General features: G+C 62.4%; 26 protein-coding genes. 17 read left to right on the forward strand and 9 right to left on the reverse strand.

Features of this window, described 5'->3' with window-relative positions; all coding sequences use genetic code 11:
• Positions 1 to 186: 186 nt before the first annotated feature.
• Positions 187 to 552, forward strand: a complete 366-nt coding sequence (locus NCR40_RS20410; RefSeq protein ID WP_244828939.1) for a response regulator — start codon at positions 187 to 189, stop codon at positions 550 to 552.
• Between the two features lie 141 nt (positions 553 to 693).
• Here NCR40_RS20410 and NCR40_RS20415 read toward each other — a convergent pair whose 3' ends face one another.
• Positions 694 to 1,983 (reverse strand): HipA domain-containing protein, encoded by a 1,290-nt coding sequence (locus NCR40_RS20415; protein WP_250510469.1) that lies wholly within the window; start codon positions 1,981 to 1,983, stop codon positions 694 to 696.
• Between the two features lie 2 nt (positions 1,984 to 1,985).
• Entirely contained in the window at positions 1,986 to 2,291 is a 306-nt protein-coding gene (locus NCR40_RS20420) for a helix-turn-helix domain-containing protein (protein WP_250510470.1), read from the reverse strand.
• 395 nt (positions 2,292 to 2,686) lie between these two features.
• Between NCR40_RS20420 and NCR40_RS20425 the strand changes: the two genes are divergently transcribed.
• The 4 genes from NCR40_RS20425 (at position 2,687) to zwf (ending at position 8,010) form a co-directional block, all read left to right on the forward strand.
• On the forward strand, positions 2,687 to 3,307 hold the full coding sequence (locus NCR40_RS20425) for a glutathione S-transferase family protein (RefSeq protein WP_250510471.1): 621 nt from the start codon (positions 2,687 to 2,689) through the stop codon (positions 3,305 to 3,307).
• A 7-nt stretch (positions 3,308 to 3,314) separates the two neighbouring features.
• A complete protein-coding gene (locus tag NCR40_RS20430; protein WP_250510472.1) occupies positions 3,315 to 5,381 on the forward strand; it encodes a 2Fe-2S iron-sulfur cluster-binding protein in 2,067 nt (688 codons plus the stop codon).
• Positions 5,382 to 5,450: 69 nt separating this feature from the next.
• On the forward strand, positions 5,451 to 6,356 hold the full coding sequence (locus NCR40_RS20435; protein ID WP_250510490.1) for a LysR family transcriptional regulator: 906 nt from the start codon (positions 5,451 to 5,453) through the stop codon (positions 6,354 to 6,356).
• Between the two features lie 178 nt (positions 6,357 to 6,534).
• Complete coding sequence (gene zwf, locus NCR40_RS20440) at positions 6,535 to 8,010, forward strand: glucose-6-phosphate dehydrogenase (protein ID WP_244828944.1); 1,476 nt, start codon at positions 6,535 to 6,537, stop codon at positions 8,008 to 8,010.
• Between the two features lie 35 nt (positions 8,011 to 8,045).
• Here zwf and NCR40_RS20445 read toward each other — a convergent pair whose 3' ends face one another.
• The 3 genes from NCR40_RS20445 to NCR40_RS20455 form a co-directional block, all read right to left on the reverse strand.
• A complete protein-coding gene (locus NCR40_RS20445; protein ID WP_250467683.1) occupies positions 8,046 to 9,338 on the reverse strand; it encodes an FUSC family protein in 1,293 nt (430 codons plus the stop codon).
• 87 nt (positions 9,339 to 9,425) lie between these two features.
• Positions 9,426 to 10,067: a LysE family translocator gene (locus NCR40_RS20450; protein ID WP_250510473.1), complete on the reverse strand. Its 642-nt coding sequence runs from the start codon at positions 10,065 to 10,067 to the stop codon at positions 9,426 to 9,428.
• Between the two features lie 126 nt (positions 10,068 to 10,193).
• Positions 10,194 to 11,087 carry a LysR family transcriptional regulator gene (locus NCR40_RS20455; protein WP_250510474.1) on the reverse strand — a complete coding sequence of 298 codons (894 nt, stop codon included), beginning with the start codon at positions 11,085 to 11,087 and terminating at the stop codon, positions 10,194 to 10,196.
• A 94-nt stretch (positions 11,088 to 11,181) separates the two neighbouring features.
• On the opposite strand from NCR40_RS20455, the gene NCR40_RS20460 reads away from it, so the two are divergent.
• The 3 genes from NCR40_RS20460 (at position 11,182) to NCR40_RS20470 (ending at position 13,978) form a co-directional block, all read left to right on the forward strand.
• Positions 11,182 to 12,156 carry an NAD-dependent epimerase/dehydratase family protein gene (locus NCR40_RS20460; RefSeq protein ID WP_250510475.1) on the forward strand — a complete coding sequence of 325 codons (975 nt, stop codon included), beginning with the start codon at positions 11,182 to 11,184 and terminating at the stop codon, positions 12,154 to 12,156.
• Between the two features lie 273 nt (positions 12,157 to 12,429).
• Positions 12,430 to 12,969, forward strand: a complete 540-nt coding sequence (locus NCR40_RS20465) for a nucleoside deaminase (protein WP_250510476.1) — start codon at positions 12,430 to 12,432, stop codon at positions 12,967 to 12,969.
• Between the two features lie 166 nt (positions 12,970 to 13,135).
• Entirely contained in the window at positions 13,136 to 13,978 is an 843-nt protein-coding gene (locus NCR40_RS20470; protein WP_250467688.1) for a class II aldolase/adducin family protein, read from the forward strand.
• Here NCR40_RS20470 and NCR40_RS20475 read toward each other — a convergent pair whose 3' ends face one another.
• Positions 13,979 to 14,752 carry an IclR family transcriptional regulator domain-containing protein gene (locus tag NCR40_RS20475; RefSeq protein WP_244828951.1) on the reverse strand — a complete coding sequence of 258 codons (774 nt, stop codon included), beginning with the start codon at positions 14,750 to 14,752 and terminating at the stop codon, positions 13,979 to 13,981. It abuts the gene before it with no gap.
• 282 nt (positions 14,753 to 15,034) lie between these two features.
• Here NCR40_RS20475 and NCR40_RS20480 point away from each other — a divergent pair, with 282 nt between their 5' ends.
• A complete protein-coding gene (locus tag NCR40_RS20480) occupies positions 15,035 to 16,441 on the forward strand; it encodes an MFS transporter (RefSeq protein ID WP_250467689.1) in 1,407 nt (468 codons plus the stop codon).
• Positions 16,442 to 16,514: 73 nt separating this feature from the next.
• Here NCR40_RS20480 and NCR40_RS20485 read toward each other — a convergent pair whose 3' ends face one another.
• A complete protein-coding gene (locus tag NCR40_RS20485) occupies positions 16,515 to 17,288 on the reverse strand; it encodes an SDR family NAD(P)-dependent oxidoreductase (RefSeq protein WP_250510477.1) in 774 nt (257 codons plus the stop codon).
• Between the two features lie 100 nt (positions 17,289 to 17,388).
• On the opposite strand from NCR40_RS20485, the gene NCR40_RS20490 reads away from it, so the two are divergent.
• Positions 17,389 to 18,303, forward strand: coding sequence for a LysR family transcriptional regulator (locus tag NCR40_RS20490; RefSeq protein WP_250492997.1), 915 nt, complete (start codon positions 17,389 to 17,391; stop codon positions 18,301 to 18,303).
• Positions 18,304 to 18,316: 13 nt separating this feature from the next.
• Here NCR40_RS20490 and NCR40_RS20495 read toward each other — a convergent pair whose 3' ends face one another.
• The gene (locus tag NCR40_RS20495) at positions 18,317 to 19,366 is read right to left on the reverse strand and encodes a Gfo/Idh/MocA family protein (protein ID WP_250510478.1); all 1,050 of its coding nucleotides are present in this window, start codon (positions 19,364 to 19,366) and stop codon (positions 18,317 to 18,319) included.
• Between the two features lie 382 nt (positions 19,367 to 19,748).
• Between NCR40_RS20495 and NCR40_RS20500 the strand changes: the two genes are divergently transcribed.
• Positions 19,749 to 20,102 carry a Rieske 2Fe-2S domain-containing protein gene (locus NCR40_RS20500; RefSeq protein ID WP_250510479.1) on the forward strand — a complete coding sequence of 118 codons (354 nt, stop codon included), beginning with the start codon at positions 19,749 to 19,751 and terminating at the stop codon, positions 20,100 to 20,102.
• Between the two features lie 10 nt (positions 20,103 to 20,112).
• Here the strand turns inward: NCR40_RS20500 and NCR40_RS20505 are convergent, their stop codons facing one another.
• Complete coding sequence (locus NCR40_RS20505) at positions 20,113 to 21,369, reverse strand: MFS transporter (protein ID WP_250467694.1); 1,257 nt, start codon at positions 21,367 to 21,369, stop codon at positions 20,113 to 20,115.
• Between the two features lie 206 nt (positions 21,370 to 21,575).
• Between NCR40_RS20505 and NCR40_RS20510 the strand changes: the two genes are divergently transcribed.
• From NCR40_RS20510 to NCR40_RS20535, 6 genes are all read left to right on the forward strand, one after another.
• A complete protein-coding gene (locus tag NCR40_RS20510) occupies positions 21,576 to 21,752 on the forward strand; it encodes a hypothetical protein (protein WP_250510480.1) in 177 nt (58 codons plus the stop codon).
• Positions 21,753 to 21,821: 69 nt separating this feature from the next.
• Positions 21,822 to 22,121 (forward strand): DUF6723 family protein, encoded by a 300-nt coding sequence (locus NCR40_RS20515; protein ID WP_244828959.1) that lies wholly within the window; start codon positions 21,822 to 21,824, stop codon positions 22,119 to 22,121.
• 84 nt (positions 22,122 to 22,205) lie between these two features.
• Positions 22,206 to 24,002: a thiamine pyrophosphate-requiring protein gene (locus NCR40_RS20520; RefSeq protein ID WP_250510481.1), complete on the forward strand. Its 1,797-nt coding sequence runs from the start codon at positions 22,206 to 22,208 to the stop codon at positions 24,000 to 24,002.
• A gap of 115 nt (positions 24,003 to 24,117) precedes the next feature.
• Positions 24,118 to 24,375 (forward strand): hypothetical protein, encoded by a 258-nt coding sequence (locus tag NCR40_RS20525; protein WP_244828961.1) that lies wholly within the window; start codon positions 24,118 to 24,120, stop codon positions 24,373 to 24,375.
• A gap of 24 nt (positions 24,376 to 24,399) precedes the next feature.
• A complete protein-coding gene (locus NCR40_RS20530) occupies positions 24,400 to 24,729 on the forward strand; it encodes a hypothetical protein (RefSeq protein ID WP_244828962.1) in 330 nt (109 codons plus the stop codon).
• Positions 24,730 to 25,446: 717 nt separating this feature from the next.
• Positions 25,447 to 26,267: hypothetical protein (locus tag NCR40_RS20535; RefSeq protein WP_250510482.1), on the forward strand; the 821-nt coding region annotated here is incomplete at its 3' end.

Here is a 26,267-nt window from a genome sequence, read left to right on the forward strand (position 1 = left end):
AGTCTCGTCAACAATGAGCGCGCTTGCCCGGTAACTATTCCAAATCGCGGCTGATACGACCGTTCGCTTCGTTGGCCCGGCCACACGGCGCAAGGCGCTGTGTTTATCGCGGGCTGATGGCACTGTCCTTGCATAGGAATTGCATAGGAAGCTAGCAACTCAACCAACGCGCGAACGGGGCGACTTATGCAAATTCTGGTGTTGGACGACGATCGCGATTTCGCGGCAGGCATTGCTTCGCTGATCGGCAAACTGGGGCATCAGGTTCAGCTTGCTCACGATTGCGGCGTCGCACGCGAACTTGCGCATGCACATACCTTCGATGTGATCCTCGCGGATGTCGAGCTACCCGATGGCGACGGCCGTGAAATGTGTGAGGGCTTGCGGGCCGAAGGCGCTTCTCACGACGCATACATGATCGCGATGACAGGGCGCACGGAATTGGGCGACAACGACTTTCCGTCGTTCGACGGGTATATGCATAAGCCGGTGACGTTTAGTGGTCTCGAACGAGCGCTTGAGGAATGGCAGGCTGCGGCGGGACTGGATTGAGAGCGTAGGCGCGGCGGCGCGTTGTTGAACAGAACGCGCACTCGCCATAAACGAATATTTATCCGACAGTTCCGGCATAGCCGCGAAGACGTTGTTATCCGTCGTGCAGCGGCATAGATCGACCTGCGTTTTTGGCGCTCGTTATAAGCTCAGCGCTCGGCTCATTTCGCTCAGCGGCATATGTTGGATGCTGTCCAGGAGCCGAATTTCACCGGCGCTAGGCTGAGCAACGATGTTGACCTCTGCGCGCGTTCGTCCAATGGCGCCGGGCAGTTCAGCGAGCATCTTTTCCAAGTCCTTCTCCGCGCCCGACGCACGTATTCCGAGTTCTTCAGCAAACGCGAGCACATTTGCACGCGATATCTCGGCAAAGCGCCTTGCGTTGCCGATGGGCATGGAGAGCTCCACATGAGGCCAGCGCTCGCCGTGTTCATGGTACGAGGGCGTGCTATAGACGACTGTACTAACGAGATCATAGAAGGGTGCAAGTGCGTAGCCGGAAGAACGCGAGAAAAACGAAACGTTCTTCAGATGTGCATCCGCATTGCCCACGAGGACGTTGAACACAGTCCATCTAAAAAGTGCGAGTCGGGCCAATGCTTTCGTTCCGAGCAGGGACACACACTCTCCAAGCGCTTTGGCGCTGGCGTTGTTGTATTTGAACGCTTTATCCTTATTAAGCAGTTGGGTCGCATCGAGCATGTGAATTCGCGACATTGGTGCGCTCGCGACGTCACGATCAAAGCGGTCGATGACGTAACACGCCGAAGGCACGCGCAGAAAATGGGTATTGGGTATGGGCAAGCTCAACTGGCGCGCCAGCCGCGCGCAAAAGAACTCGTTGATGGCCGAATGGGGATAGCCGGCCATTCGCATATCCGGCTTGAGTAGATGCATGGAAGGCTCGGCGCCCACTGGCTCGAACAACTCATGTTCAGGGTGCTCCCCCGTCAGAATGATGAGCAGCTTTTGCTGAGCACCTGCCGCCGACATTCGCTTCGGCGAAGTCGCAGTCAGCGCGTGTGTCGGCATCGCCTGAATGCGCCTCTCGAGTTCTTCCAGCGCCAGCGGGGCCCGGTCAGCTCCAGGCTCGGTTTCACCCTCGGCCATTAGCGAAAGCGCACCCGCGGTTTCGCGACCGTAATAAGCGAGTAATCCCCATGCGTCGCTGGCATCCATCGACGCTTCCTTGGCGAGCGCCTCGCGCATGGCTTCTTCTGGAAGCAGGTTGTCGAAGAACCATTGCACAGGGCGCTTTGACGAGCCATCGACGACGCGGTCGCTGCTTAAAGGTAAAGCCGGCGATAGAGGAAAGGCATCCTTCGCTGCGACCCAGTGAGGATCATAACCAAAGCTCCAGACACCGTTTTCATCGAGTAGCGTACCAACGCGTCGCCCGTTGGCATAGGCAATCAAAGTTCGAGACGTCACGATCAGGCTGCCTCAGGTGGAGTGTTTCGGCGCGACCGGCGTCGCTTCAATGCGGATTCGAGGCTTTCTTTTGTAAATGTCGTGCCGGGCGTTTCCAGGTAGAGATGCATGCCGAGTTCACTCAGCAACTGAAGCACCTTCCCGACCTGAGCCGTTTCCTTCCCCAACTCAATTTGAGTGATGAATTTGGGCGATAGGCCAGTCGCCGTTGCCAACTCGTCGCGCTTGAAACCTTGCGCGATGCGTACGGCCCGCACTAGCGCACCTAATGCGACAACATCTGTTATCTGGTTGCGTTGTTCAGTCATAGCTGGCCCTCTCGTTCCCGCTCGGGAACATTATGCCACGCTGGCCTCAAATAGGCTGCCTTGGTATCCGCTCGGGAACGAAGGCCCTCAACAACTTGTAAAAATCGCATCTCGTACCCGCTCGGGAACGCAGATCTCGGCGATGCATGCATTCCCGATATAGCCGCAGGATCTTGCAAATAGGAAACAGCTTGCTCAAGCGGGAATTCCAGCCTCCCAAATACCTCACCGTTCTCCAAACAAGAACAGTGATTTGAATCCATCTGGTATTCAACTCAGCAGGACAAGTCCCCATACTTGGTTCGTACACGGAGAGACCCTCCGTAAAGGTCAGCGAAACGCGCCTCCGCGTCAGAAGACCGCCAAGAACCCAACCATAAGGACTGAAGCCCGCCATGAAGCTCTATCACCATCCCCTCTCCGGCCACTCCCACCGGGCGCGGCTTTTCTTGCACCTTCTTGCCCTCGATCACGAAGAAGAAGTCGTCGACCTCGCCGCCAACGCGCACAAGTCGCCTGAATTCCTGCGCCTGAATCGCTTCGGCCAAATCCCGGTGCTTACCGACGGCAATCACGTCATCGCCGATTCGAACGCCATCCTCGTCTACCTCGCGAAGAAAAGCGGCGATGCCCGCTGGCTCCCCGAAACGCCCCTCGAAGCGGCCCAGGTGCAACGCTGGCTCTCCGTTGCCGCAGGCCAGATCGCCTACGGCGCATGCGCGGCGCGTCTCGTCACCGTGTTCGGCCGGAAGTTCGATACCGAAGAAGTCATCGGCCGGGCGCACGCTTCGCTCGAAGTGATCGACGAAGAATTGCAGTCGCGCGACTGGATCGCCGATATCGGCAGCTCGCATCCGACCATCGCGGATGTCGCGCTCTACAGCTACATCTCCAGCGCGCCCGAAGGCAACGTCGATTTGTCCGGTTATCGCCATGTGAACGCGTGGCTGGCGCGCGTGGAAGCGCTGCCCGGATTCATCGAGTTCCAAAAGACGGCGGCCGGGCTGCGGGCCTGAGACGATCATGTCCTTCTCCAGTCCCGTCACGATGGACGCGCCGTGGCATCGCGGCGAAATCACGCTGCAGAAAACCGCGGGCGTCTACGAGCGCATGCAGGAACAAGGGCGGCGCGTGGTGCGCAGCTTCATGCCGGAGCAGCATCGGCAATTCTTCGCGCAGCTGCCGTTCATCGTCACGGGCGCGGTCGATCGAAACGGCGACGCCTGGGCCACGCTCCTCGCGGGCCGTCCTGGTTTTCTGCAAACGCCTGACGCGACGACTCTCGCCGTCAGGCATCCGCGCGACAAGAACGATCCCGCCGATGCCGGCATGAACGATGGCGCATCGGTCGGCATGCTCGGCATCGAACTGCATACGCGGCGGCGTAACCGCATGAACGGCGTGATTCATCGCCATGGCGACCGCGCGTTCGAAGTGGCCGTCGAACAGAGCTTCGGCAATTGCCCGCAATACATTCAACTGCGCGATTTCGAATTCGTGCGCGAGCCTTCCGAGCCTTCGAGCTCGAAGCCGGTCGAAGAAGATCCGCACTCGCCACGCGCAAGGGCGATGATCGAACGCGCCGACACCTTCTTCGTGGCATCGTATTTCGACCGCGAAGACGGGCATCGTCAGGTGGATGTGTCGCATCGCGGCGGCAAGGCGGGTTTCGTGCGCATCTCCGACGATGGCGTGCTCACCATTCCCGACTTCGCGGGCAATCTCTTCTTCAACACGCTCGGCAATATTCTTGTGAACGGACGCGCCGGTCTGCTCTTCACGGACTTCGAAAGCGGCACGCTGCTGCAACTTACGGGCGACGCCGAAGTGCTCACCGATTCACCCGAAATCGCCGCGTTTCAAGGCGCGGAAAGGCTGTGGCGCTTCACGCCGCGTCGTATCGTGCTGCGCGAGAATGCGCTGCCCTTGCGCTGGGCGCTGCGCCGCGAAGGCTTTTCGCCCAATGCGCTGATGACGGGCGACTGGGCGGAGGCATCCGAACGCATGAAGGCGGCCGCGCTCGCCAACGCGTGGCGGCCGTTCAGGGTGAGCCGTATCGTCGATGAAAGCGATGTCATCCGCTCTTTCCATCTGCAACCGGCGGATGGCGCGGGCATCGTGGCGCACGCGGCCGGCCAGCATTTGCCGATTCGCGCGCATCTTCCCGGCGAAGCGAAGCCGCTGATCCGCACGTACACGCTGTCGGTGGCGCCATCGGACGGGATGTATCGCATCAGCGTGAAGCGCGCAGGACGCGTGTCCGCGCACCTGCACGACACATTGAAAGTGGGCGATGTCGTCGAGGCGCGCGCGCCGGCGGGCGACTTCACCATCGACGCGCTGGAGCGACGCCCGGCCGTGCTGATCGCGGCGGGCGTCGGCATAACGCCGATGATCGCGATGCTGCGGCACGTCGTCTACGAAGGCCTGCGCAAGCGCCGCATCCGCCCGACGTGGCTGATCGTATCGGCGCGAACGCTCGCCAATCGCGCGTTCGCCGCCGAGATCGATGCACTCGTGCAAAGCGCGGGCGGCGCGGTGCGCGTGATTCGCGTGCTGAGCGACCCGCAAGGCGCGACCTTCAAGGAAGATTACGAGGTGTCGGGGCGGATCGATATCGACTTGCTGACGAGCTTTCTGCCGTTCAACGACTACGACTTCTATCTGTGCGGACCGGGCGCGTTCATGCAATCGCTCTACGATGGCTTGCGCGCGCTCAACGTGGCCGACACGCGCGTCCATGCCGAAGCCTTCGGTCCCGCATCGCTGCGACGCACGGCCGATCGCGGTATCGAGACGAAGCCGATGCCGCCAGCGGCCACGCAAGCCGTATCGGTGAGTTTCCTCAAGTCGGACAAGCGCGTGCAATGGTCGCCCGAAAGCGGCTCGTTGCTCGATCTGGCCGAAGCAAACGGCATCGACGCGGAGTTCAACTGTCGCGGCGGAACGTGCGGCACGTGCAGGACGCGCATCAGGGAAGGCGCGGTGACCTATGCAAGCGAGCCCGCGTTTCATGTCGGCAACGACGAAGCCTTGATCTGCTGCGCGCTTCCCGCGGAACAAAGCGCGCCGCTGCTACTCGATCTCTAGATTGCGCGGCGCGCCAGCATGCCCGAGAATGCACGGCAACTTCCCAGCCCGCAGGCCGTGCGCCCCAACATGGATCGTTTCCAGGCAATGTCGACCTTCGTCACCGTGGTCGAAACCGGAGGCTTCGCGTCCGCCGCGCGCAAGCTCGAAGTGTCGCCATCGGTGGTGAGCCGCGTCGTCACGGAACTCGAAGAACGGCTTGGCGTGCGGCTGCTCACGCGCACCACACGCGTCGTGCGTCTCACCGACGCAGGCCGTGGCTACTTCGAGGACTGCCGCCGCATTCTCGGCGAACTCGACAGCGCCGACCTCGCCGCGACCGGCACGCATTCGTCGCCGCGTGGCGTCCTCGCCATCACCGCGCCAGTCATGTTCGGCCGACTGCATGTCATGCCGGTGATGCTCGACTACCTTTCGCGCTATCGGGAAGCCGACGCCAGTTGCTGGTTCGTCGATCGCGTGGTGAATCTCGTCGACGAAGGTATCGACGTGGCGGTGCGGATCGCGGAACTGCCGGACTCGTCGCTGCAGGCGATTCCCGTGGGCCACGTGCGGCGGGTGCTGTGCGCGTCGCCCGAATATCTCGATGAACACGGCACGCCGCGACATCCCGCCGACCTCGATGCACATACGATCATCACGTCCACCGGCTCCTCGACGCCGCCCGAATGGCGTCTTTACGAGGGCGAGCGGCATATCGTCGTGCGCGCGCGGCCGCGCCTTTCCACCACGACCAACGACTCGGCGATGGAAGCCGCGCTCGCGGGCTTCGGCATTGCGCGGCTGCTTTCTTATCAGATCGCGTCGCATCTGAACGAAGGCGCGCTCGTCACCCTTCTCGCCGATTTCGAACCGCCGCCGCTGCCGGTGCATCTCGTGCATCGCGAAGGGCGCCATGTCGCACAGAAGGTGCGCGCGTTTCTCGATCTCGCCGTGCCTGCGTTGCGCGCGAATCCATCGCTGAACTGGCGTTAGTTTTCGGTTGCGCGCGGCGGGCAAGACACGCGCGCTTCGAAGCTCGTCCGCTCGAATCGAACGGCCGTTAGCGCGCGCCCCGTGCAAAATGCCGGCAAACCATGCAACATAGCTCTCTCGACCGGATGTCACGGTCGCCGCGCTTCGGCTTTTCTGAACCTTCAACGGCTCACGCACCATGACGAATCAAACATCTTCCTCGAATGAACGCCCGCTCGACATGATCATCTTCGGCGGCGGCGGCGACCTTGCCGCACGCAAGCTGCTGCCCGCGCTCTACATGGCTCATTCGCATTGCAATCTGCCGCCCGACACGCGCATTCTCGCGATCGGCCGCAAGGACTGGACGCGCGAAGACTATCTGAAGAATTTCATGGAGAAGCAGTCGCGCCCGTTCATCGACGAAAAAGGCTTCGATGCGCAGTCGTGGGACAAATTCCTCGCGCTGTTCGACTACGTGCGCGTGGATGTCGAAAACCCGGACGACTTCCGCCGTCTCGCCGAAGCATCGCGCGAGAACGCGCAGCGCGTGTTCTATCTCTCGACCTCGCCGGAACTGTTCACCACCATCTGTGACAATCTCGCGGCAGCGGGTCTCGTGGACGAGCAGTCGCGCGTCGTGCTGGAAAAGCCGCTCGGCCACGATCTCGCCTCGGCGGTTGAGATCAACAACGCCGTCGGCAAGCGCTTCAAGGAAGAGCAGATTTATCGCATCGACCATTATCTCGGCAAGGAGACGGTCCAGAACCTGATGGTGCTGCGCTTTGGCAACGCCATCTTCGGTCCGCTGTGGCAAGCGCCTTACATCAAGAGCGTGCAGATCACGGTGTCGGAAACGGTGGGCGTGGGCAGCCGCGCGGGCTTTTACGACCACACCGGCGCGCTGCGCGACATGGTGCAGAACCACTTGCTGCAACTGCTGTGCATCGTGGCGATGGAACCTCCCGTCTCGCTCGATCCCGACGCCGTGCGCGACGAAAAGCTCAAGGTGCTGAAGTCGCTGCGGCCCATGTCGGTCGCGGATATCGCCCGCGACACCGTGCGCGGTCAGTATGCGGCGGGCGCGGTCGGCGGCGAGGCGGTAAAGGGCTATCTGCAGGAAGACAACGTGCCCGCCGAAAGCCGCGCCGAGACCTTCGTCGCATTGCGCGCGCATATCAACAACTGGCGCTGGGCCAACGTCCCGTTCTTCCTGCGCACCGGCAAGCGCATGCAGAACCGGCGCTCGGAGATCGTCATCGACTTTGCCGACTTGCCGTTCTCGATCATTCCGGCGGGTCCGCGTCATTACGGCAACCGGCTCACCATCACGTTGCAGCCGGAAGAATCAATCCAGTTGCAGATGATGGCGAAGGAACCCGGCAGCGGCATGCAAATGCTGCCCGTCAATCTGAACCTCGATCTGCAGCAGGCGTTCACCGAGCGCCGCGCGGAAGCGTATGAGCGTTTGCTGATCGACGTGATTCGCGGCCGTCTCACGCACTTCATGCGCCGCGACGAACTCGAAGCGGCTTGGGCGTGGGTCGAGCCCATTCTCAACGGCTGGAAGGAACTTGGCGACAAGCCGCGCGGTTATACGGCGGGAACGTTCGGCCCGGCGGCTTCATCGGCACTGATGGCGCGCGAGAATCTCGCGTGGGCCGAGGAAGCGTGATGCGTTGACTTCGCGCTGACTTCGCGGCGGGCGCTCTATCGCATCATCGAGCGAGCGCCCTGCCGCGCGGACCACGCCGTGCCGACCGCCATCACCCAGGCGAGCACGACGATCCCGCACAGAATGCCGGACAGCCGCAGCACGGCGGGCATCGGGTCCGACGACCAATGGTGGTCCTGCACGAAGACCATGATGAACGCGATGCTGAACTGCCGCCCGACATAGCTCGCGCCCTGCGAGCCCGTCTGCACGTGACAGCCAAGCCACACGCCCGCGCACAGGGCGAGCATGCAGGCGAACGCGTTGTCGCCCAGCAGTGGCAAAAGCGCGAGGCTCACCGCTCCCGCCAGCAGACAGCCGACGAGCCGCTGCACCATGCGCTGCGTGACGGGTTTTTTCGTCGGCTTGTCCAGTGCGGATGCGGGCAAGATCAGCACGGCAACGGCCGTTACCATCGCCTGCGCGAAGCCGGGCAGATTCCACGCATACGCGAGCGCCGCGAGAATCATGATCGACCACGCGGACTGCCATGCCAGGCGCTTGCGCATGACGTCGGCAACGTGCTGCGCGTGCGCGGCTTCGAGCGCTTGCACGGCTTGCGCGGCATCGGAGGGAACGAGCGTGATGGCATGCGTGACGGCGAGGCTGTTGGCATTCACCCTGTCGGCCGTGGACGACGCCTGCGCACCCGGCACGAGCGCCGCGCCACGCTTTTTCCGATAATGCTGCACGCCCGCGTGAAAGAGCGCCGACACGGCCACGCACGCCACGGTGCCGACGATCACCTCGACCACGCGCAGCACCGCGAACGAAGCCGTCGCCGATGCCGAATCGAGCCGATGCGCCTCGAACGTCACCATCAGCGCGGTCACCGCGCCGAGCACCCAGGCGTAGCCGGCATCCGAAACGAGCGCGCGAAACACCGAGAAGCCTGCGATCAACCCGAGCAGCGGCACGAAGAGCCACGGCACATCGCCGATGAGCGGCCCAGCCACCGCCCCGAGCAACGCGCCCGCCACCGTGCCGAGCACGCGATGCACGCCGCGTTGCGCGCACGCGGAGAACTTGGTCTGCATGACGGCGAAGCCGCTGATGGCGGCCCACCAGATGTGCGTCAAGTGAAACGCGTAGGCCAGCGCGACCGCGAGCGCCACCGAGAACATCGCCTGCGTGGCGAAGAGCGCGCGCTCGGGCGTCGGTTTGATCGCGATGAGTTCGCGGCCCAGCGAGACGAAAGCATCGCGCAGAACGGGCGCGAGCGCGTCCACGCCGCTCAGGGCGTCACGTTCGAGCGGCGGGGCGGCTCGGGTCGAGTTTTCGTTGGGCATTGTCGGGGCGTCTTCGAGGATGCACTTTGCAGCGTAGTCGCGAAGCGGCCCGAGCGCAAAGGCAAGACAAAAAGACGGCGGATTGCGTCAGACCCGCGAAGTCAGCAGTCGAATGCCTGCGACTGCGAAGACGAGCGCGAGCGCGGCGTCGAGACCGCGCTGGATGCGCGTGTAGATGCGGCGCGCTGATGCCATCGAAAAAAGCGCGGCATAGCCGCCGAACACGCATACGCCGATAAACAGACAGCCCGCGACGACCGCGAGCATGTGCGCGGTGCCCTCGCCCGCCGATGAGCCGAGCGCCGCCACCGACATCCATACGAGAATGGCCTTCGGATTGGTCAGATGCAGCAGCGCGCCGCGTGCATAGAGCTTGCGCGTGTCTGGTTGCCCAGTCGTTTCCACCGACGATGCACGGCGCGCCGGCCGCCACGCCGAGCGGCCCGACTTGAACGCGAGCCACAAGAGATACACGCCGCCGCACAGCTTGACCGCGACGAGAAAGCCCGTGTATGCCGTCAACACGGCGGAAAGGCCGAGCGCGGCGAGCATCGCCCAGAAGAAGGAGCCGGAGATCACGCCCGCCGCGAAAGCAAACGCCGCGCGCCGGCCGGAAGTGCTCGCAATCGACATGATCGCGAGATTGCTCGGGCCGGGGCTTGCCGTGCCGACGAAATAAGCGGAATAGGCCAGCAGAAGGTTGGCGCTGACAAATGCGTGAGCAGACATGGAGTGGCTCCGGCGAGTCGAGTATTTGCCGATGAGCGCGAGCTTTCGCGCCCGCCGATATTCTCGCCGACCGAAGCACCCCCGCACATGCACGATTCCCACGTGAACCGGCAGGCCAGTGCGTGATCAGTCCGCATAGCGCTCGATGCCATCCGCCAGCGCGTCGAACACGGCGCGGCAGCGCGGACTGCCGCGCAGATCTTCGTGCATCGTCACCCAGGTTTCGAGCTGAAACGTGAATACTTTCGGCAGCACGCGCACGAGCGACTCGTTGCGCCGGGCGAGCGCCACCTGACACATGCCGAGGCCCGCGCCCGCGCGGATCAGCGCAAGTTGCGCGAGGTCGCTGTCCGAGCGCAGGGCGAACGTATCGCGCGAAAATTCCGGCAGCGACTTGCTCGCTTCGCGTACGAAGGCGTTCGGCTGATCGAAACCGATGATCGCATGCCGATCCAGCGCCGCCACGTTGCGCGGCGTGCCATGCTTCGCGAGATAGTCGCGATGCGCGTGCAAGCCCACTTCGATCCGCCCGACGCGCCGCGCGACGAGTTGCGTTTGCTTCGGCCGCACCATGCGCACGGCGATGTCGGCTTCGCGTCTGAGCAGGTCCTGCACGCGATTGCTGAGGACGAGTTCGATCACGAGACGCGGATGCCGCTCGCGCAACGCCGCGAGAATGGGCGGCAACACTTCGACGCCCACGACTTCGCTCGCCGATATCCGCACGGCGCCCTGCACGCTCGCGCCATCTGCATGACCCGTCGCGGCGCGTTCGAGCGATGCGGCCGTGCTGTGCATCGCCTCGGCATGCGCGCGCAGGTCGAGCGCGACATCGGTAGGTTGCAGGCCGGTTTGCGAGCGCGTGAACAAGCTTACGCAGAGTGCCTGTTCGAGCGCCTCGATATGCCGTCCCGCAGTAGGCTGCGTGATGCCGAGCGAACGCGCCGCGCCCGAAAGCGAACCTTCCTGCAAGACCGCCAAAAAAGTGCGGTACAGCTCCCAGCCAATATTTTCTGCCATACGAATTTGTATATCTGCTCAACGAGGTTAGGCAATTTTATTGTATCGTCGCACGGCACAGAATAAGGTCTTCGATCCATAAGAGGCGCAAGACATGACACACGGCGAACAGGCATTGGTGCTCGGGGCGAGCGGCGGAATTGGCAGCGAAGTCGCGCGGCAGCTGCGCGACGCGGGCTGGCGCGTGCGCGGTATGAAGCGTGGCGCACCCGACGCGCGGCCCGACATGCACGGCATCGAATGGATTCAGGGCGATGCCATGAACCGCGCGGATGTCACGCGCGCCGCACGAGGCTGCGCGGTCATCGTGCATGCGGTGAATCCGCCGGGCTACAAGCGCTGGGCCGACTTCGTCTTGCCGATGATCGATCACACCATCGCCGCCGCGAAAGCCGAGGGCGCGACCATCGTGCTGCCGGGCACGGTGTACAACTTCGGGCCGGACGCGCTGCCCTTCATCGATGAGCGCGCGCCACAGCGTCCGCTCACGGAAAAAGGCGCGATACGCGTGGAGATGGAAGCGCGACTGGAACGCGCGAGCAAGGACGGCGCCCGCGTGCTGATCGTGCGCGCGGGCGATTTCTTCGGGCCGAAAGCGGGCAACAACTGGTTTTCGCAGGGACTCGTGACGCCGGGCAAACCGGTCAGGAAAATCAGTTGTCCCGGTGCGCGCGGTGTCGGGCATGAATGGTCGTATCTACCCGATGTGGCGCGCACGATGATCGAGTTGCTTCGACGCCGCGATACGCTCGAACCCTTCGCGCGCTTTCACATGGGCGGACATTGGGACGAAGACGGCATGCAGCTCGCTCGTGCTATCCAGCGCGTCGCCGCGCGCAGCCGGCCGCGCATCGTCGGGTTTCCGTGGTGGTTGCTCGCGCTGGCATCGCCCTTCAATACGACGTTTCGAGAGCTGCGCGAGATGCGCTACTTATGGCGCACGCCGGTGCGCATGAACAACGCCTTGCTCGTCCATACGCTCGGCCACGAACCGCACACGCCGCTCGATGAAGCCGTCGAAGCCACGCTTGTCGGACTCGGCTGTCTCGATCTCGGCGAGCGCGCGTGACCGAAGCGCGGACTACTTCCGGGCGCAATTAAGCTCGGCTTCGTAAGCAGCCGAAGACGACGGCTCCCGAAAGCGCTCACCTTTAGACGCTCGAAAGCCGCCAAATCGATGGAAAAGCCCTTTGTTTTCAAGGCTCCGTGCCAACCGCGAACATGCCTCCCGAATACCCTCACCTTTCGCGCTAATACGCGTCATGCGCCTCGCACGCGCTAGCGGCTTTTTGCCTGCGCTATGCTGCCTTTCCTTCCAACGGCGATTGCAGGAGACAAGTCCATGAGCATTACCGCGCCCGCGCCCAAGCAGCAAAGCGACGCTTTTCCGCCGCAAGGTCTCACGCCCACGCGCGAGCAGATCATCCGGCATCTGCGGTATTCGAGCGTTATCGCCGAGCGTGCAACCTTGCTCGGTCATCATCCGTTCGGCGCGATCCTCGTCGGTCCTGACCAGGAAACCGTGATGATGGAGCAAGGCAATGTCGATACCGTGAATCACGCGGAGTCGGTGCTCGCGCGCGTCGCGGCGCTCAACTTCACGCCAGAGTACTTGTGGAGCTGCACGCTCTATACGTCCGTCGAGCCGTGCTGCATGTGCGCGGGAACCGCGTATTGGGCGAACATTGGACGCGTGGTGTATGGACTGACGGAAGCGCGTCTGCTGGAAGCCACCGGCAATCACGAAGAGAATCCGACCATGAGCGTCTCGTCACGCTACGTGTTCGATCACTGCCAGAAGCCCGTCGAACTGATCGGCCCGGTTGCCGAAGTAGAAGACGAGGTGCTACGCGTGCAACGCGAGTTCTGGGCCAAACGCTAGACAAGCCTCTTGCAGTGCAACATGGAGCAAGCAAGATGGATTGGCCGTCATGCGTTGACTGCATGCATGAGCCGGGTTCATGCATGGATGAACATCGATCGTTTGTCATCGGATCGCGGCGGGGAGACTATAACGATAACGAGGCAACAAACATTGGAGACCCGCCATGAACGAAGTGCTCGAAAAACCCACATTGTCGATCGTCAAGGAAGGCAAGGTATCGATCTATCAGCCGGAGCAGGAAGGGCTGATCTTTCCTGAATTGCCGGAATTCAAGAATGCGGCCGAACATCGGCAGTATTTGAAAGAGCGGCTAGTGGGTGCATGTCGCGCGTTCGCGCTGCAAGGCTTCGATTACGGTTTCGCCGGGCATCTCACCGTGCGCGATCCAGAAAACCCCGGCCTGTACTGGACTAATCCGATGGCCATTCACTTTTCGCAAGTGAAGGTGTCGAATCTGATCTGCGCGGATCACAAGGGCACCGTCGTCGAGGGCAATCACGCGATCAATCGCGCCGGCTTCGTGTTGCATGCGGCCGTGCATGAGATGCATCAGGATATCGTCGCCATGTGCCACGCGCACACGCTCTACGGCACCGCGTTCGCGTCGCTCGGCAAAGCGCTCGAACCGATCTCGCAAGACGCGGCTGCTTTCTTCGAAGATCACGTCGTGATCGGCGAGGAAGCGGGCAAGGTTGCAGTGGAAGTGAAAGGTGGCAACAAAGTCGCGCTCGCCTTCAAGGGCGTGAAAGCCGCGATCCATCAGAACCACGGGCTGCTCACGGCGAGCCGCCACAGTATCGACTCCGCGGCGTTCTGGTTCATTGCGCTGGAGCGCTGCTGCCATCAGCAACTGATGATCGAGCAAACCGGCATCACGCCTAAGCTCGTCACGCCGGACCGCGCGCGTTACAGCCGCGAACACGTGGGCAGCGACTATATCGGCTGGCTGCACTTCCAGACTATCTGGAACGACCTCGTCGCCACGCAGCCGGACATGTTCGACTGATCAGATCACGTTGAGCATGTTCAACGCCGTCTCCTGAAGCGGCGGCAAGACCCGAGCGAGCGCAGCCTCGCTCGTTTCTTTTCCGATCGGCATATTTGCCGACAAAGCCGCGACCACCTGCCCGTGCCGGTTCTTCATCGGCACGGCGATCCCGCGCACGCCCACCTGCAATTGCTGTTCGATTGCAACGTAACCTTCCACGCGCGCCGCGCGAATCTTTTCGTACAACCTCTCCTTGTTGGTGATGGTGAGCGGCGTGAACGGCTTGAACTCCGTGGCGTCGAGCCACTTGCGCACCGCTTCCTCGTCCGGCTTGTGTGCGAGCAGAACGATGCCGCCCGACATCAACGCCGCCGGCACGCGCGCGCCGAGCACGAACCCGGTGGTCATGACGCGCGTCGAGCCGTTTCGCGCGATGATGACGAGATCCCATTCGTCCAGCACACTCACATACACTGACTCGTGGATCAGCGCGCTCAACTGCTGCAGATAAGGCTGCACGATACGCGGCAGCCGCGCCGAGTCGAAGTACGACCAGCCCACGCGCAACACGCGCGGCGTCAGGTTGAATAGCTTGCCATCGGTTTGCACGTAACCGAGATGTGCCAGCGTCAGCAAATAGCGGCGCGCGGCCGTTCGCGTCATGCCGGTGCGCACGGCGGCTTGCGTCGGCGTCATGCGAGCGTGCTGGTCGTCGAAGGCTTCGAGAATGGCTAGACCTTTCTCCAGTCCGGCGATCCAGTCGCGCTTGTCGAGTGTCGATGTTTTCGTCATGTTCGTTGCTCGAATGGGGCAGCCGGCGTGCGCTGACAAAGCCGAAAGGTCAGTGCTAACCCCCAATTCGGTCGATTATCGGACACACGCGTACGATTATCGCGCAAAATGCGTCATAAGTCGTTGCCGCGATCAGCCAGCGCTCTTATGCTCGAAACACTTCTGAGCGAGGCGTATTCCGGTGATCCGAATGCCCTGCCGCTCGGCCACGAGCAGCAGGCCAGAAAGCGGCGGCCTCGGTGGCAAACGGGTTCTACTCATAACCATTGTCGGAGACATTACATGGCTAGCCTTCAGGACGAAGCACACGGCGGCCGCCAGGCGAAGAAAGCGACGGCGAGCGGCTGGATCGGCTCGGCGCTCGAGTACTACGACTTCTTCATCTACGCCCAGGCGGCAGCGCTCATATTCCCGCAGTTGTTCTTTCCCTCGGGCAATCCGAAGGTGGCTATCGTCGCGTCGCTCGCGACTTACGGCGTGGGTTATGTCGCGCGTCCTATCGGCGCATTCGTGCTCGGCCATCTGGGCGACACCCACGGCCGCAAGAACGTCCTGCTGGTCTGCATGTTCCTGATGGGCTTTTCGACCATGGCCGTGGGCCTGTTGCCGACATATCACAGCGTCGGCATGCTCGCACCGACCTTGCTCGTGATCTTGCGTCTGGTTCAGGGCTTCGCCGTGGCCGGCGAAATCTCCGGCGCAAGCTCGATGATTCTCGAACACGCGCCTTTCGGACGACGCGGCTTCTTCGCGAGCTTCACGTTGCAAGGCGTGCAGGCGGGCCAGATTCTCGCCGCCGCCGTGTTCCTGCCGCTCGCGTACTTCATGCCGGAAGACACGTTCAACTCATGGGGCTGGCGCATTCCGTTCCTGCTGTCGGCGGGCGTGCTGGTCGCGGGTTACATCATCCGTCGCGAGGTTCACGAAACGCCGGCGTTCACGGCAGAAGGCAAGCACGGCGATCTGCCGAAGTCGCCGATCAAGGAAGCGTTCGCCAACAGCACGCCTGACATGCTGCGCGTGATCTGCATGGCGCTCATGAACGTCATTCCCGTGGTCGCCACGATCTTCGGCGCGGCTTACGCGGTGCAGGCTTCCTACGGCATCGGTTTCTCGAAGAGCGTGTATCTGTGGATTCCGGTCGCGGGCAACATCCTCGCCGTGCTGGTGATTCCGTTCGTCGGCAATCTGTCGGACAAGATCGGGCGCCGTCCGCCGATCATCGTCGGCGCTATCCTCTCGGGGCTGCTGTCGTTCGCTTATCTGTGGGCGATCAGCATTCACAATGTGCCGGTTGCCATCGTCATGTCGCTGCTGATGTGGGGTCTCGTGTATCAGGGCTATAACGCGATTTTCCCGAGCTTCTTCCCGGAACTGTTCCCGACTCGCTCCCGCGTTTCGGCCATGGCGATCGCGCAGAACATTGGCACCACCATTACCGCGCTCTTGCCCGCCCTCTTCGCAGCGGTCGCGCCGCCGGGATCGAACAATATTCCGATGACGGTCGGTTGCATCACGCTAGTGGTGACGATCATCGCGGCACTCGCGGCATGGTCGGCTCGCGAGACCTTCCGCGTTCGCCTGAACGATCTGGGCAAGCCGGACGCCGTGCCGATGACTCAGCAGGAATACGACCGTCAGCGCGCCGACTCCATGGCCGTGGAAAAAACCGCCAAGGCGCACGCCTGATCAGAAAGAACACGCGATGTTGGAGTGATTGCCGGGCTTTTCGAAGCCCGGCTTTTTTTCGTCCGGCACGAACTCATCTGTCGATACGCAGGCCCGACAGACGCTCGCAAATGCCGATGAGGCGGTCCTGCATGGCTTCGTCGCGCGCGGCCGGATCGCACGAGCGCTCACGCAGATGGAAGAAGTAGCGGCCCGATACGCGCGCCTTGTCGTCGTCGCTGGCCGCGAGCCACGCTTGCGTGCGATGCGCCTTGTCCATGTCGTCGGGCGCGGAAGCGCCGCCCATCTTCGTCGGCACCCAGCCGGGTTCTAACGCGTTGGACAGCACATCCGGCCAGTAGCGCGCCACCGCCAGCGCGAGCAGCACGTCCATGAACTTGCTTTCCGCATACGCGAGCGAGCCGTTCCAGCGGCGTTGCGTCCATTCGATGTCGTCGAGATTCGCGGGCGTGCCGTGATGCATGCCGGAACTGAGATACACGAGCCGCGATGGCTTCTCGATCAGCGCCGTCAGCACGTACGGCGCGAGCACGTTGATGGCGAAGACATGCGGCAGGCCATCACAGGTTTCGATACGGCCCGGCTCGCGATACCCCACGCCCGCGTTATGAATGACGGCATCGAAATGTCCCAGCCGGTTGACTTGCTCCGCCACGCCGCGCGTGGCTTCCAGACTCGCGAGATCGCCCGTGACGACGCCTTGCGCTTGCGGCAGGACAGTGCGTGCGTCCTCGGCGCGCGCCGCGTTGCGCGCATGCAGCACCACGGCATGCCCTTGTTCGATCAAAAGACGCGCGGCCATGAGACCGAGCCCGTCGCTCGATCCGGTGATGAAAATTCGTGACATGCAACGCTCCTATGGCGATTGATCCAGAGCCCATTCTGCGCGTGAAGGCGCCGCTTCGCGATAACATGAAAGCCATTTCATCGATGACGCGGAGGCATGAATGGCGGGCTTCAACGAACGCATCCTGAACGGCATCAGCGTGTTCGCGGCTATCGTCGATGCAGGCACGTTCGCCGCCGCAGGCAACCGTCTCGGCATGTCGCAGCCCGGCGTGAGCCGCGCCATCGCCCGCCTGGAAGCGCGTTTGAGAGTGCGGCTATTCGATCGCACGACGCGCAGCGTGTCGCTCACCGACGACGGCCGGCGCTTCTTCGAACAAGTCATGCCGCATCTGAACGGACTGGAAGAAGCGGCGGCCACCGCTTCGGGCGGCGCGACCGCCGTGCGCGGCCGGTTGCGCGTGAATGTCGATCCCATTTTCTCGCGCCTCGTGCTCGGGCCGAAGCTCTACGCGTTCATGGACGCGCACCCGGAGATAGAACTCGAACTTATCACGAGCGACCGCCTTGGCGACATGATCGCGGACGGCTTCGATCTGGCGATCCGTTTTGGCGAGCCGCGCGATTCGAGTCTCGTCGCTCGCAAGCTGCTCGACACGCCGGTGCGCACCGTGGCCGCGCCTTCATACATCGCGCGATGCGGACGGCCCGCGACACCGCAAGCGCTGGAAAGCGACGCGCATACGTGCGTCGAGTTTCGCGATCCTGAAACAGGGCGTCCGTTCGTGTGGGAGTTTCACCGCAAGAAGAAGCGCATGACCGTCGATACGCGCGGCCGCCTCACGCTCAACGATGTCGGCACCATGTTGAGCGCCAGCCTGTCGGGCTATTGCGTCGCGCAGATTCTCGAACTCGGCTCCGAGCATCTGTTCACGGAAGGCAAGTTGATCGACCTTTTTCCCGACTGGCCCGACGAGCGCTTCCCGCTGTACGCGTACTATCCGTCGCGGCATCATCCGCCCGCGAAGACGCGGGCGTTTCTCGATCTCGTGATTTCGCTTGCGCAGACGAAGTGAGGCCGTTCGTCATTCAGGCGAGCGCCACGGACTTTCCAGTGCGAGCGCTTTCGATGATCGCGGCCAGCGTCGCCGCGTTATCGAGACTCGCCTGCGCGTAGAACTCGATGGCCGCCGTATCGTGCGTGGCGACCATGCGGGCGAACGCTTCCGCCGTGAAGAAGAAGCCGCTGCCCGTGTCCGACTGCACTACTTCGAACGGCACCGAATTGGGAATGCCGCGCCGCACGCGCAACTGGCTCGGCAGATAGCCATACGGATGCCCGTGCGTCAGATCGCTCGTATGGTTGAGATACTCGGTATCGATCGTGCCTTCGGAACCGACGATCGTCGCATATCGATGATTCGCGCCATCCATTGCGCAGGAGAGTTGCGCGCGGCGGCCATCGGCATAGATGAGCGTCGCCATGAGGCTGATGTCGACCTTGGTATCGGCCCACGTCGCCACGGCCTGCACGCTTTGCGGTGCGGTTCCGGTCACGAGGCGAATCAGGCTTAGCGGATAGCTGCCTGCATCGAGCAGCGCGCCGCCGCCGAGTTCCGGCTTCATGCGGATGTTCGCGCCCGGGTTCCCGACAGTGAAGCCGAAGTTCGCCTGAATGGCGCGCACCGCGCCGATGGCGCCTTCGCCGATCAGCGACATCATCTGCGCGGTCTGCGGCTGGAAGTACCACGGGAAGGCTTCGAGCAACAGCACGTCGTTGCGCTCGGCGGCCTCGAACATGCTGACGGCTTCGTCGCGGGACAACGCGAGCGGCTTCTCGCAGAGGACGTGCTTGCCGTGGTTTGCTGCCTTGATTGCCCATTCGGCATGCAGGCTGTTGGGCAAGGGAATGTAGATGGCATCGACATCGGGGCTGGCGAGCAGTGCTTCATAGCTGCCGAACCATGCGCCGATGTCGTTCGCTTCCGCGAATGCTTTTGCGTTGTCGTCGCTGCGGCTCGCCACCGCGACGATGCGCACGTTTTCGCTTGGCTGCACGTCACGCGCGAATTGCCTGGCGATATTGGCGCCGCCGAGAATACCGAGGCGCAAGGGCGATGAGGCTTGAATCGATGACAAGGCAGCTCCTTACTTGAACGAGAGAAATGAGTGGAATCGATCAGGAACCGTATCACAGCTTGACTGCGCGGCGCTTCATGTACGTGCGAAAGGTGAGGGTTTGCGGGATCGTGTGTTTGGGCGCCTCAATTGCCTGGATTTCGCTTCATTGGATGCGCTGCTCGAAACGCGCGAAGCGTTGCTGCATAAGGACAAGCGGCATGACGCTTGGTTTGCTCACGCTCCGCGTATGGACGCGCTCTTCGACCAAAGGTGAGCGTTTTCGGGGAGCATGTCTGCAGACAATTAGCGCGATAACCTTAGGCGCCCTTGGGCTTATCGCTTAAGCTCAGGAGGAAGCGTAAGGCGCGTTGCCCGTGCAAACACAGAGAGTCGTTGGCGTATGAAGTCGTTGAAACTGCAGGAAATGTCTGGATGGGCTCACGTGTGCACGTCGGAGAACGTGCCGTGCCAAGCGGCGCGAGCCGTTTCGTATGGAGATAGACGACTCGTCGTGTGGCGCGATGGCGAAGGCGGCATCCATGTCTGGGACGATGCTTGCCCGCATCGAGGCAATGAACTGTCGACAGGACGCGTGACAGGCGGGTTGATCACGTGCGCATCGCATGGCTGGCGCTTCGATAGCAACGGTCAGCATGTGCGACCGCTGACGGTTGCATCGTCGTGCCGCGATGACTCTTACGCGAAAACATATGAAGCGCGCGAACACGACGGCACGATTCTCGCGATGCTTTGAGGACCGCGTATCAGCGAAAGAGCGGTGACGAATCCACATCCGCGAGCTTCGACAACTCTTCGCCACGTTCGTCGCATGCCTGCCGGATCTGGCCGCCGTAGCCAATCCATATCGCGAACGATGCCACCGACACGCTGCCGAGTAGCATGAACGCAACCGGATAGCCGAACAGGTGCGCGAGCCATCCGCCGATAAGTGGACTCAGACACGCGCCCGCCGCCTGAACGCCCTGCACCGCGCCCTGCCCCAGATTCACGCGACCGCTGCCATGCAGAAGATGCACGACGAGCGCCGGCACGGCCACGCTTTGCAAACCGGCGCCAATGCCGTCGAGAATCTGCACGGGAAGAATGCCCCATGGCGGCTCTAACCACGCTGCCGTCACCGCGCGCAACGGCAAGGTCAGAAGCGTGACGAGAATGATCCACCAGAAGCCGAAGCGCCGCGTCAGACGGCTCGCGAAAGCCGCCGCCAACAACATGACGACCTGCGCGATCACGATATTCGCCGCCGTGATCTGGCTTGCGCCCGCTTTGTGTGTCGATGCAACCGCGAGACTGTAGAGCGGCAGCATCGCCGAATTGCCGAGGTTGAACGCGGCAAGCGCGATGGCCAGCAGGAGCAAGGGCCGATTGCGCACGAGGATGCTCGCGCTGTCGGTTTGTACCGGCGCGTTGTCGTCGTTGTCATCGCGAGCAATACCGCGTGCGTGATGCCTATGCACGGAACGCGCGGGAATAAGGAACGCAGTAAGCACGCAGCCCACGCCGAAAGCCGCGCTCAAGGCAAACACATAGACGATGCCAAGCCACGCGCCAAGCCATCCAGAAAGCAAGGCAGCAGCAATATTGCCCGCATGATTCGCCACCTGATTGCGGCCGAATTGACGGTCGAAGTTTTGTCTTCCGACGATGCCAAGCGTCAGCCCCGCCAGGGCCGGTCCCATGGCGGCGCCCGCCACTGCCGTGGCGATCTGCGAAAGCGTGACAGGCCAGAAGCCTTGGCCCAGCCAGATGATCACCGCCGCCAGCACCGTCAGCGCGCCGCCCGCGGCCACGATGCTGCGGCGGCGCGTGGTGGCGTCGACGAGCGCGCCCGCGGGCGCCGTCACCAACATGCCGACGATGCCCGCGATGGTCAGCACCGTGCCGATCTTTTCCGACGTCCAGCCATTGGCCAGCAGATAGATGCCAAGGAACGGCCCGACGCCGGCTTGTACATCCGCCGCGAAGAAACTGACGGCGATTAAAGGAAAAGTCGGCTTCACGCGATAAACCGCCGCGATGCAGACAGTTCGAGGTCAGGCGGATAAGCGCAGGTCACTTGCTGATCTCCCGTAGTTGGCGGTCGAGGAGCAAAGTTCGCGCCAGTGATCGGTCGTCGCGCATCCGCCAGACACGTCTCGCCGCGCGACGGTACGCCGATTGCTCGAACAATGACGATGCAATCGAACCATCGCGACCAGGTGACGAAATGAAGCGCACTGTCCTGCCGACACTCATCCTCGCCATCGCGATGGTCTCGCTCATAACCGGCTGCAAGCGCGACACGGACACAGCCGCTTCGACCACGCCCACATCCTCCGCGCCCGCAGCGGCAAGCTTCCCTGCGACGGCCGCGAGCGATACGCCGGGCGGCGCCAGTCAGTAAGCGATACGGCTCGAATGCGGCACAACGAATGCTTATCGGATTTTCAAAGTTCATCGACCTCCACGAATCATGAAAGAGCCAGTTTCCGGACGAGCCAAGCTCGTGCTGTTCCCGCATAAGAAGGATCGCAATGCAAAGCCGGGTTTGACCGATGACGACTACGCGATTTACGCGTCATATCGGCCGCATGTGGGAGGCGGTTATGTCGGCACGCTGAAAGTCGTGCGCTTGACGGATGCCCGCTTGCTCTTTCCCTTCGAGGGCGCGGAAGATATTGGCCCGTTCGATTCGAAGCAGACGGCAAAAGATGCTGCCGTGCTGCGCGGCCGGGAAATCGTCCAGGCCGATTTGCAGGTTCCCGAGCTCTAAACGCAGCATTCTTTTACCTCTGCTACGTTGCGACATCGCGACGTATGCGTGCGCTTTTTGCTTCGTCATCCGGAGAAAAATTCCATGTCCACTACTGTCGGCGATTTTCTGATCGACCGTCTGCACGCCTGGGGCGTGCGCCGTATTTATGGCTATCCCGGCGACGGAATCAATGGCGTCTTCGGCGCCATGAATCGCGCGAAAGGCAAGATCGAATTCATTCAGGCGCGGCACGAGGAAATGGCCGCGTTCATGGCATCCGCACATGCGAAGTTCACGGGCGAGCTGGGCGTGTGCATCGCGACATCGGGACCGGGCGCGGCGCATCTGATCACCGGCCTTTACGATGCGCGGCTCGATCACATGCCAGTGCTCGCCATCGTCGGCCAGCAGGCGCGCGCCGCGCTTGGCGGTCATTATCAACAGGAAGTCGATCTGAGCGCGTTATTCAAGGATGTCGCGGGCGCGTTCGTGCAACAGGCAAGCGTGCCTTCGCAGATACGGCATCTCGTCGATCGCGCGGTGCGCATCGCCATTGCCGAGAAGCGCGTGACTGCGCTCATCCTGCCGAACGATCTGCAGGACCTCGACTATGAAGCGCCCGGCCGCAAACACGGCACCTTGCATTCGGGCGTGGGCTATCGCGCGCCGAAGACCGTGCCGTATCCCGATGACTTGCAGCAAGCCGCCGATGTGCTCAACGCCGGCAAGAAGGTCGCGATACTCGTCGGCGCGGGCGCGTTGCAGGCAACCGACGAAGTCATCGCCATTGCGGAGAAACTCGGCGCGGGCGTGGCCAAGGCGCTGCTGGGCAAGGCTGCATTGCCGGACGATTTGCCTTTCGTGACCGGTTCCATCGGCTTGCTCGGCACCGAGCCGAGCTACAAGCTCATGACCGGATGCGACACGCTGCTCATGATCGGCTCGGGTTTCCCTTATGCCGAATTTCTGCCGAAGGAAGGCGCGGCGCGCGGCGTGCAGATCGACCTGAAGGCGGACATGCTGAGTATCCGCTACCCGATGGAAGTCAACCTCGTCGGCGATAGCGCCGAAACCTTGCGGGCACTTCTGCCCTTGCTTGAAGAGAAGACGGATCGCTCGTGGCGCAAGGACATAGAAGGATGGATGAGCGACTGGTGGAAGACGCTCGAAAAGCGCGCGCTCGAACCCGCGACAACCGGCGTGAACCCGCAGCGCACCGTGTGGGAATTGTCGCCGCGCGTGCCGTCGAATGCCATTGTTACGAGCGATTCCGGCTCGTGCGCGAACTGGTATGCGCGCGACCTCAAGGTGAAACGCGGCATGATGTGCTCGCTTTCGGGCGGCCTTGCATCGATGGGCGCGGCCGTGCCTTACGCCATCGCGGCGAAGTTTGCGCATCCCGAGCGGCCGGTGATCGCGCTCGTCGGCGACGGCGCCATGCAGATGAACAACATGGCCGAACTCATCACCGTGGCGAAGTACTGGAAACAATGGTCCGATCCGCGCTGGATCTGTCTTGTGCTCAACAACCAGGACCTGAATCAGGTGACATGGGAGCAGCGCGTGATGGAAGGCGACCCGAAGTTCGAGGCATCGCAGGACATTCCATCGGTGCCGTATCACAAGTTTGCCGAGATGATCGGCCTCAAAGGCTTGTATGTAGACGATGCCGAACGCATGGCCGCCGTGTGGGACGAGGCGTTTGCATCGGACCGGCCTGTCGTGATCGAAGTCAAGGCCGATCCCAATGTGGCGCCACTGCCGCCGCATATCACGCTGCAGCAAGCGAAGGCGTTCGCGACCACACTCTTGAAGGGCGATCCAAACCAGGGCAACGTGATCGTCGATACGGCGCGGCAAGTCCTGGGCGCTGTGCTGCCGGGGCATCGGGACAAATAGCTTTCGATGCGACGTGATGCATTGCGGCGGCATAACCGTTGCTGCGTTATTCGCGTAACCGTTGCAACTGTGCGGCCGACCTTCGGCGCACTGATCCTCGATCAGGAGCAAAGAAATGAATAGCGAACCTTCGGACCCGGTGGAACGCGCGGACCAGCGCCGCGAAGCGATTGGCGAAGGCGACGTGAAGGAGAAGGCAGACGGCACGATCGAACAGCGCGAACACGGAAACATGGATGCATCGCTGGTCCCGAAGGGCAAGGACCATCCAGAGCAAGGGCCTTACACGCCGGAGAACGATCATATCGATCCCGATGTCGATCCGGACGCCGGGCCCGATCATCCATCGAGCAAGCGCGATTCGGAAGCGTGAGTCTTATCGAAAAGGAGAGATGCCATGAAGATCAGCAAGCAACTCGTTCTATGCGCACTCATGTCGGGGTTGTCCGGCGCGGCGTTCGCGCAAAGCGCGCAAACACAGCCGGGTGCGAGTCATGGTCCGGCCAGCCCCGGACAGGTCAATAGCGATATGACTCGTTCGGGCACCGCCGATATCACTACTGGTAAATCGGCAACGGGTGGGTCCTATAACGGCACGAGTGCCGCGGGTCGTGGCACGAATCAGGGCTCGGGCGGCATGCAGCCGCGCGTAACCGGATCGGGCGGCGGTAGTTCGAATGGTGGAACGAGTCCTTCAACCAATGGCGGCGGTGGACAGGGCTTCTGATAACCGATCGCTTGAGCGCAATGCGGCGGTGTTCGATGGTTCGGACACCGCCGCATTTTTTATTACGCGCTTGAGGAAGTTATGCGGTGTGGACCGCATAACGATTGCCATTGAAGCTTTCGAATAACCATCCAAGTAACTTTCAACTAGCATACGTTTCGAATGCTCGACCGTGCTCATAAATGCGTTCGATGTGCTTTCAATTAGTTAGGATGCCGACTGTTTTCACGGTTTTCCCGTTGCTGATCGATGCATCTCTCCCATTGCGGCAAGGCAAACTTTCCGCTGGTGATCGGCTTCACGTGGTAAGTGCAACCGTATCTTTTGTGGCTTATGCAAACGTTTTCTGAGAGGTCGCGCACGCCCTGCTACATGGCCGCCCGGCGCTAGGTTGAGTAACGCACAGAACGACATCCTGAGACTGCCATTCTTGCCCCACATCGCGTTAAACGCCTCACCGAAGCGTCGCGATAGCCAAACTACGGGGAAGACATGAGGAACCCAAACAAATACAAATTGAGGACGGCGCTCAAGCTTAGCGTGATCGTTATCGCGGCTGCGGTGTCGAATCTTTCACATGCTCAGACAGCCACGGAGGCTTGCAATAACCTGACATCGGCGGCATGCGCGAATGGTGTCATCGGGGTTGCGCCGGCGGCGGTGTCTGCTGCAACGGACCCGCAAACGCGCGCTCAAGCCGCCGTTTTGCCAGGACGGATGGTTGGACTTCCAGCGGGTAACCGGAGTGGGACATCCGCTGGTGCCGCGGGTACTTCGGGCAGCAATGGTGCGAGCACGGGTAGTGGAACCGCTAGTGCTGGAACGGCGACTGGTCAGGGATCGACCGGAGGGCAAGGTGCGGGGTCGACTGGTTCGCATGGTGGCTCGAGTTCCGGTAGTACGGGGTCTGGTTCTGGGTCGGGTTCGAGTTCGGGTGGCGGGAGCACGGGGTCGGGTGGTGTAGGCGCTGGTGGTGGTAGCACGGGCGGTGGCAGCACGGGCGGTGGCAACACGGGTGGTGGCAGCACGGTTGGTGGCAGCACGGGTGGTGGCAGCACGGGCGGTGGCAGCACGGGTGGTGGCAGCACGGGCGGTGGCAGCACGGGCGGTGGCAGCACGGGCGGTGGCAACACGGGCGGTGGCAACACGGGTGGTGGAAGCACGGGCGGTGGCAACACGGGCGGTGGCAGCACGGGCGGTGGAAGCACGGGTGGTGGTAGCACGGGCGGTGGCAGTACGGGTGGTGGAAGCACGGGCGGTGGCAGCACGGGTGGTGGTAGCACGGGCCATGGCGGCGGCAGCTCCGGTCACGGCGACGGCGGTCATGGCGATGGTGGTCACGGCGACGGCGGTCACGGCGACGGCGGTCACGGCGACGGCGGTCACGGCGACGGCGGTCACGGCGACGGCGGCCACGGCGACGGTGGTCACGGCGACGGCGGCCACGGCGACGGTGGTCACGGCGACGGCGGTCACGGTAACGGTGGCGGCAACGGCAGCAGCGGTGGTCACGGTGACGGCGGCCATGGCGACGGCGG

It is taken from the genome of Caballeronia sp. GACF4 (genome assembly GCF_023631025.1).
Taxonomy (GTDB): domain Bacteria; phylum Pseudomonadota; class Gammaproteobacteria; order Burkholderiales; family Burkholderiaceae; genus Caballeronia.

Coding starts and splice junctions, on each gene's coding strand:
- NCR40_RS20410 (WP_244828939.1), top strand. CDS start 187: ATGCAAATTCTGGTGTTGGACGACGATCGCGATTTCGCGGCAGGCATT.
- NCR40_RS20420 (WP_250510470.1), bottom strand. CDS start 2,291: ATGACTGAACAACGCAACCAGATAACAGATGTTGTCGCATTAGGTGCG.
- NCR40_RS20425 (WP_250510471.1), top strand. CDS start 2,687: ATGAAGCTCTATCACCATCCCCTCTCCGGCCACTCCCACCGGGCGCGG.
- NCR40_RS20430 (WP_250510472.1), top strand. CDS start 3,315: ATGTCCTTCTCCAGTCCCGTCACGATGGACGCGCCGTGGCATCGCGGC.
- NCR40_RS20435 (WP_250510490.1), top strand. CDS start 5,451: ATGGATCGTTTCCAGGCAATGTCGACCTTCGTCACCGTGGTCGAAACC.
- zwf (WP_244828944.1), top strand. CDS start 6,535: ATGACGAATCAAACATCTTCCTCGAATGAACGCCCGCTCGACATGATC.
- NCR40_RS20445 (WP_250467683.1), bottom strand. CDS start 9,338: ATGCCCAACGAAAACTCGACCCGAGCCGCCCCGCCGCTCGAACGTGAC.
- NCR40_RS20450 (WP_250510473.1), bottom strand. CDS start 10,067: ATGTCTGCTCACGCATTTGTCAGCGCCAACCTTCTGCTGGCCTATTCC.
- NCR40_RS20455 (WP_250510474.1), bottom strand. CDS start 11,087: ATGGCAGAAAATATTGGCTGGGAGCTGTACCGCACTTTTTTGGCGGTC.
- NCR40_RS20460 (WP_250510475.1), top strand. CDS start 11,182: ATGACACACGGCGAACAGGCATTGGTGCTCGGGGCGAGCGGCGGAATT.
- NCR40_RS20465 (WP_250510476.1), top strand. CDS start 12,430: ATGAGCATTACCGCGCCCGCGCCCAAGCAGCAAAGCGACGCTTTTCCG.
- NCR40_RS20470 (WP_250467688.1), top strand. CDS start 13,136: ATGAACGAAGTGCTCGAAAAACCCACATTGTCGATCGTCAAGGAAGGC.
- NCR40_RS20475 (WP_244828951.1), bottom strand. CDS start 14,752: ATGACGAAAACATCGACACTCGACAAGCGCGACTGGATCGCCGGACTG.
- NCR40_RS20480 (WP_250467689.1), top strand. CDS start 15,035: ATGGCTAGCCTTCAGGACGAAGCACACGGCGGCCGCCAGGCGAAGAAA.
- NCR40_RS20485 (WP_250510477.1), bottom strand. CDS start 17,288: ATGTCACGAATTTTCATCACCGGATCGAGCGACGGGCTCGGTCTCATG.
- NCR40_RS20490 (WP_250492997.1), top strand. CDS start 17,389: ATGGCGGGCTTCAACGAACGCATCCTGAACGGCATCAGCGTGTTCGCG.
- NCR40_RS20500 (WP_250510479.1), top strand. CDS start 19,749: ATGAAGTCGTTGAAACTGCAGGAAATGTCTGGATGGGCTCACGTGTGC.
- NCR40_RS20510 (WP_250510480.1), top strand. CDS start 21,576: ATGAAGCGCACTGTCCTGCCGACACTCATCCTCGCCATCGCGATGGTC.
- NCR40_RS20515 (WP_244828959.1), top strand. CDS start 21,822: ATGAAAGAGCCAGTTTCCGGACGAGCCAAGCTCGTGCTGTTCCCGCAT.
- NCR40_RS20520 (WP_250510481.1), top strand. CDS start 22,206: ATGTCCACTACTGTCGGCGATTTTCTGATCGACCGTCTGCACGCCTGG.
- NCR40_RS20525 (WP_244828961.1), top strand. CDS start 24,118: ATGAATAGCGAACCTTCGGACCCGGTGGAACGCGCGGACCAGCGCCGC.
- NCR40_RS20530 (WP_244828962.1), top strand. CDS start 24,400: ATGAAGATCAGCAAGCAACTCGTTCTATGCGCACTCATGTCGGGGTTG.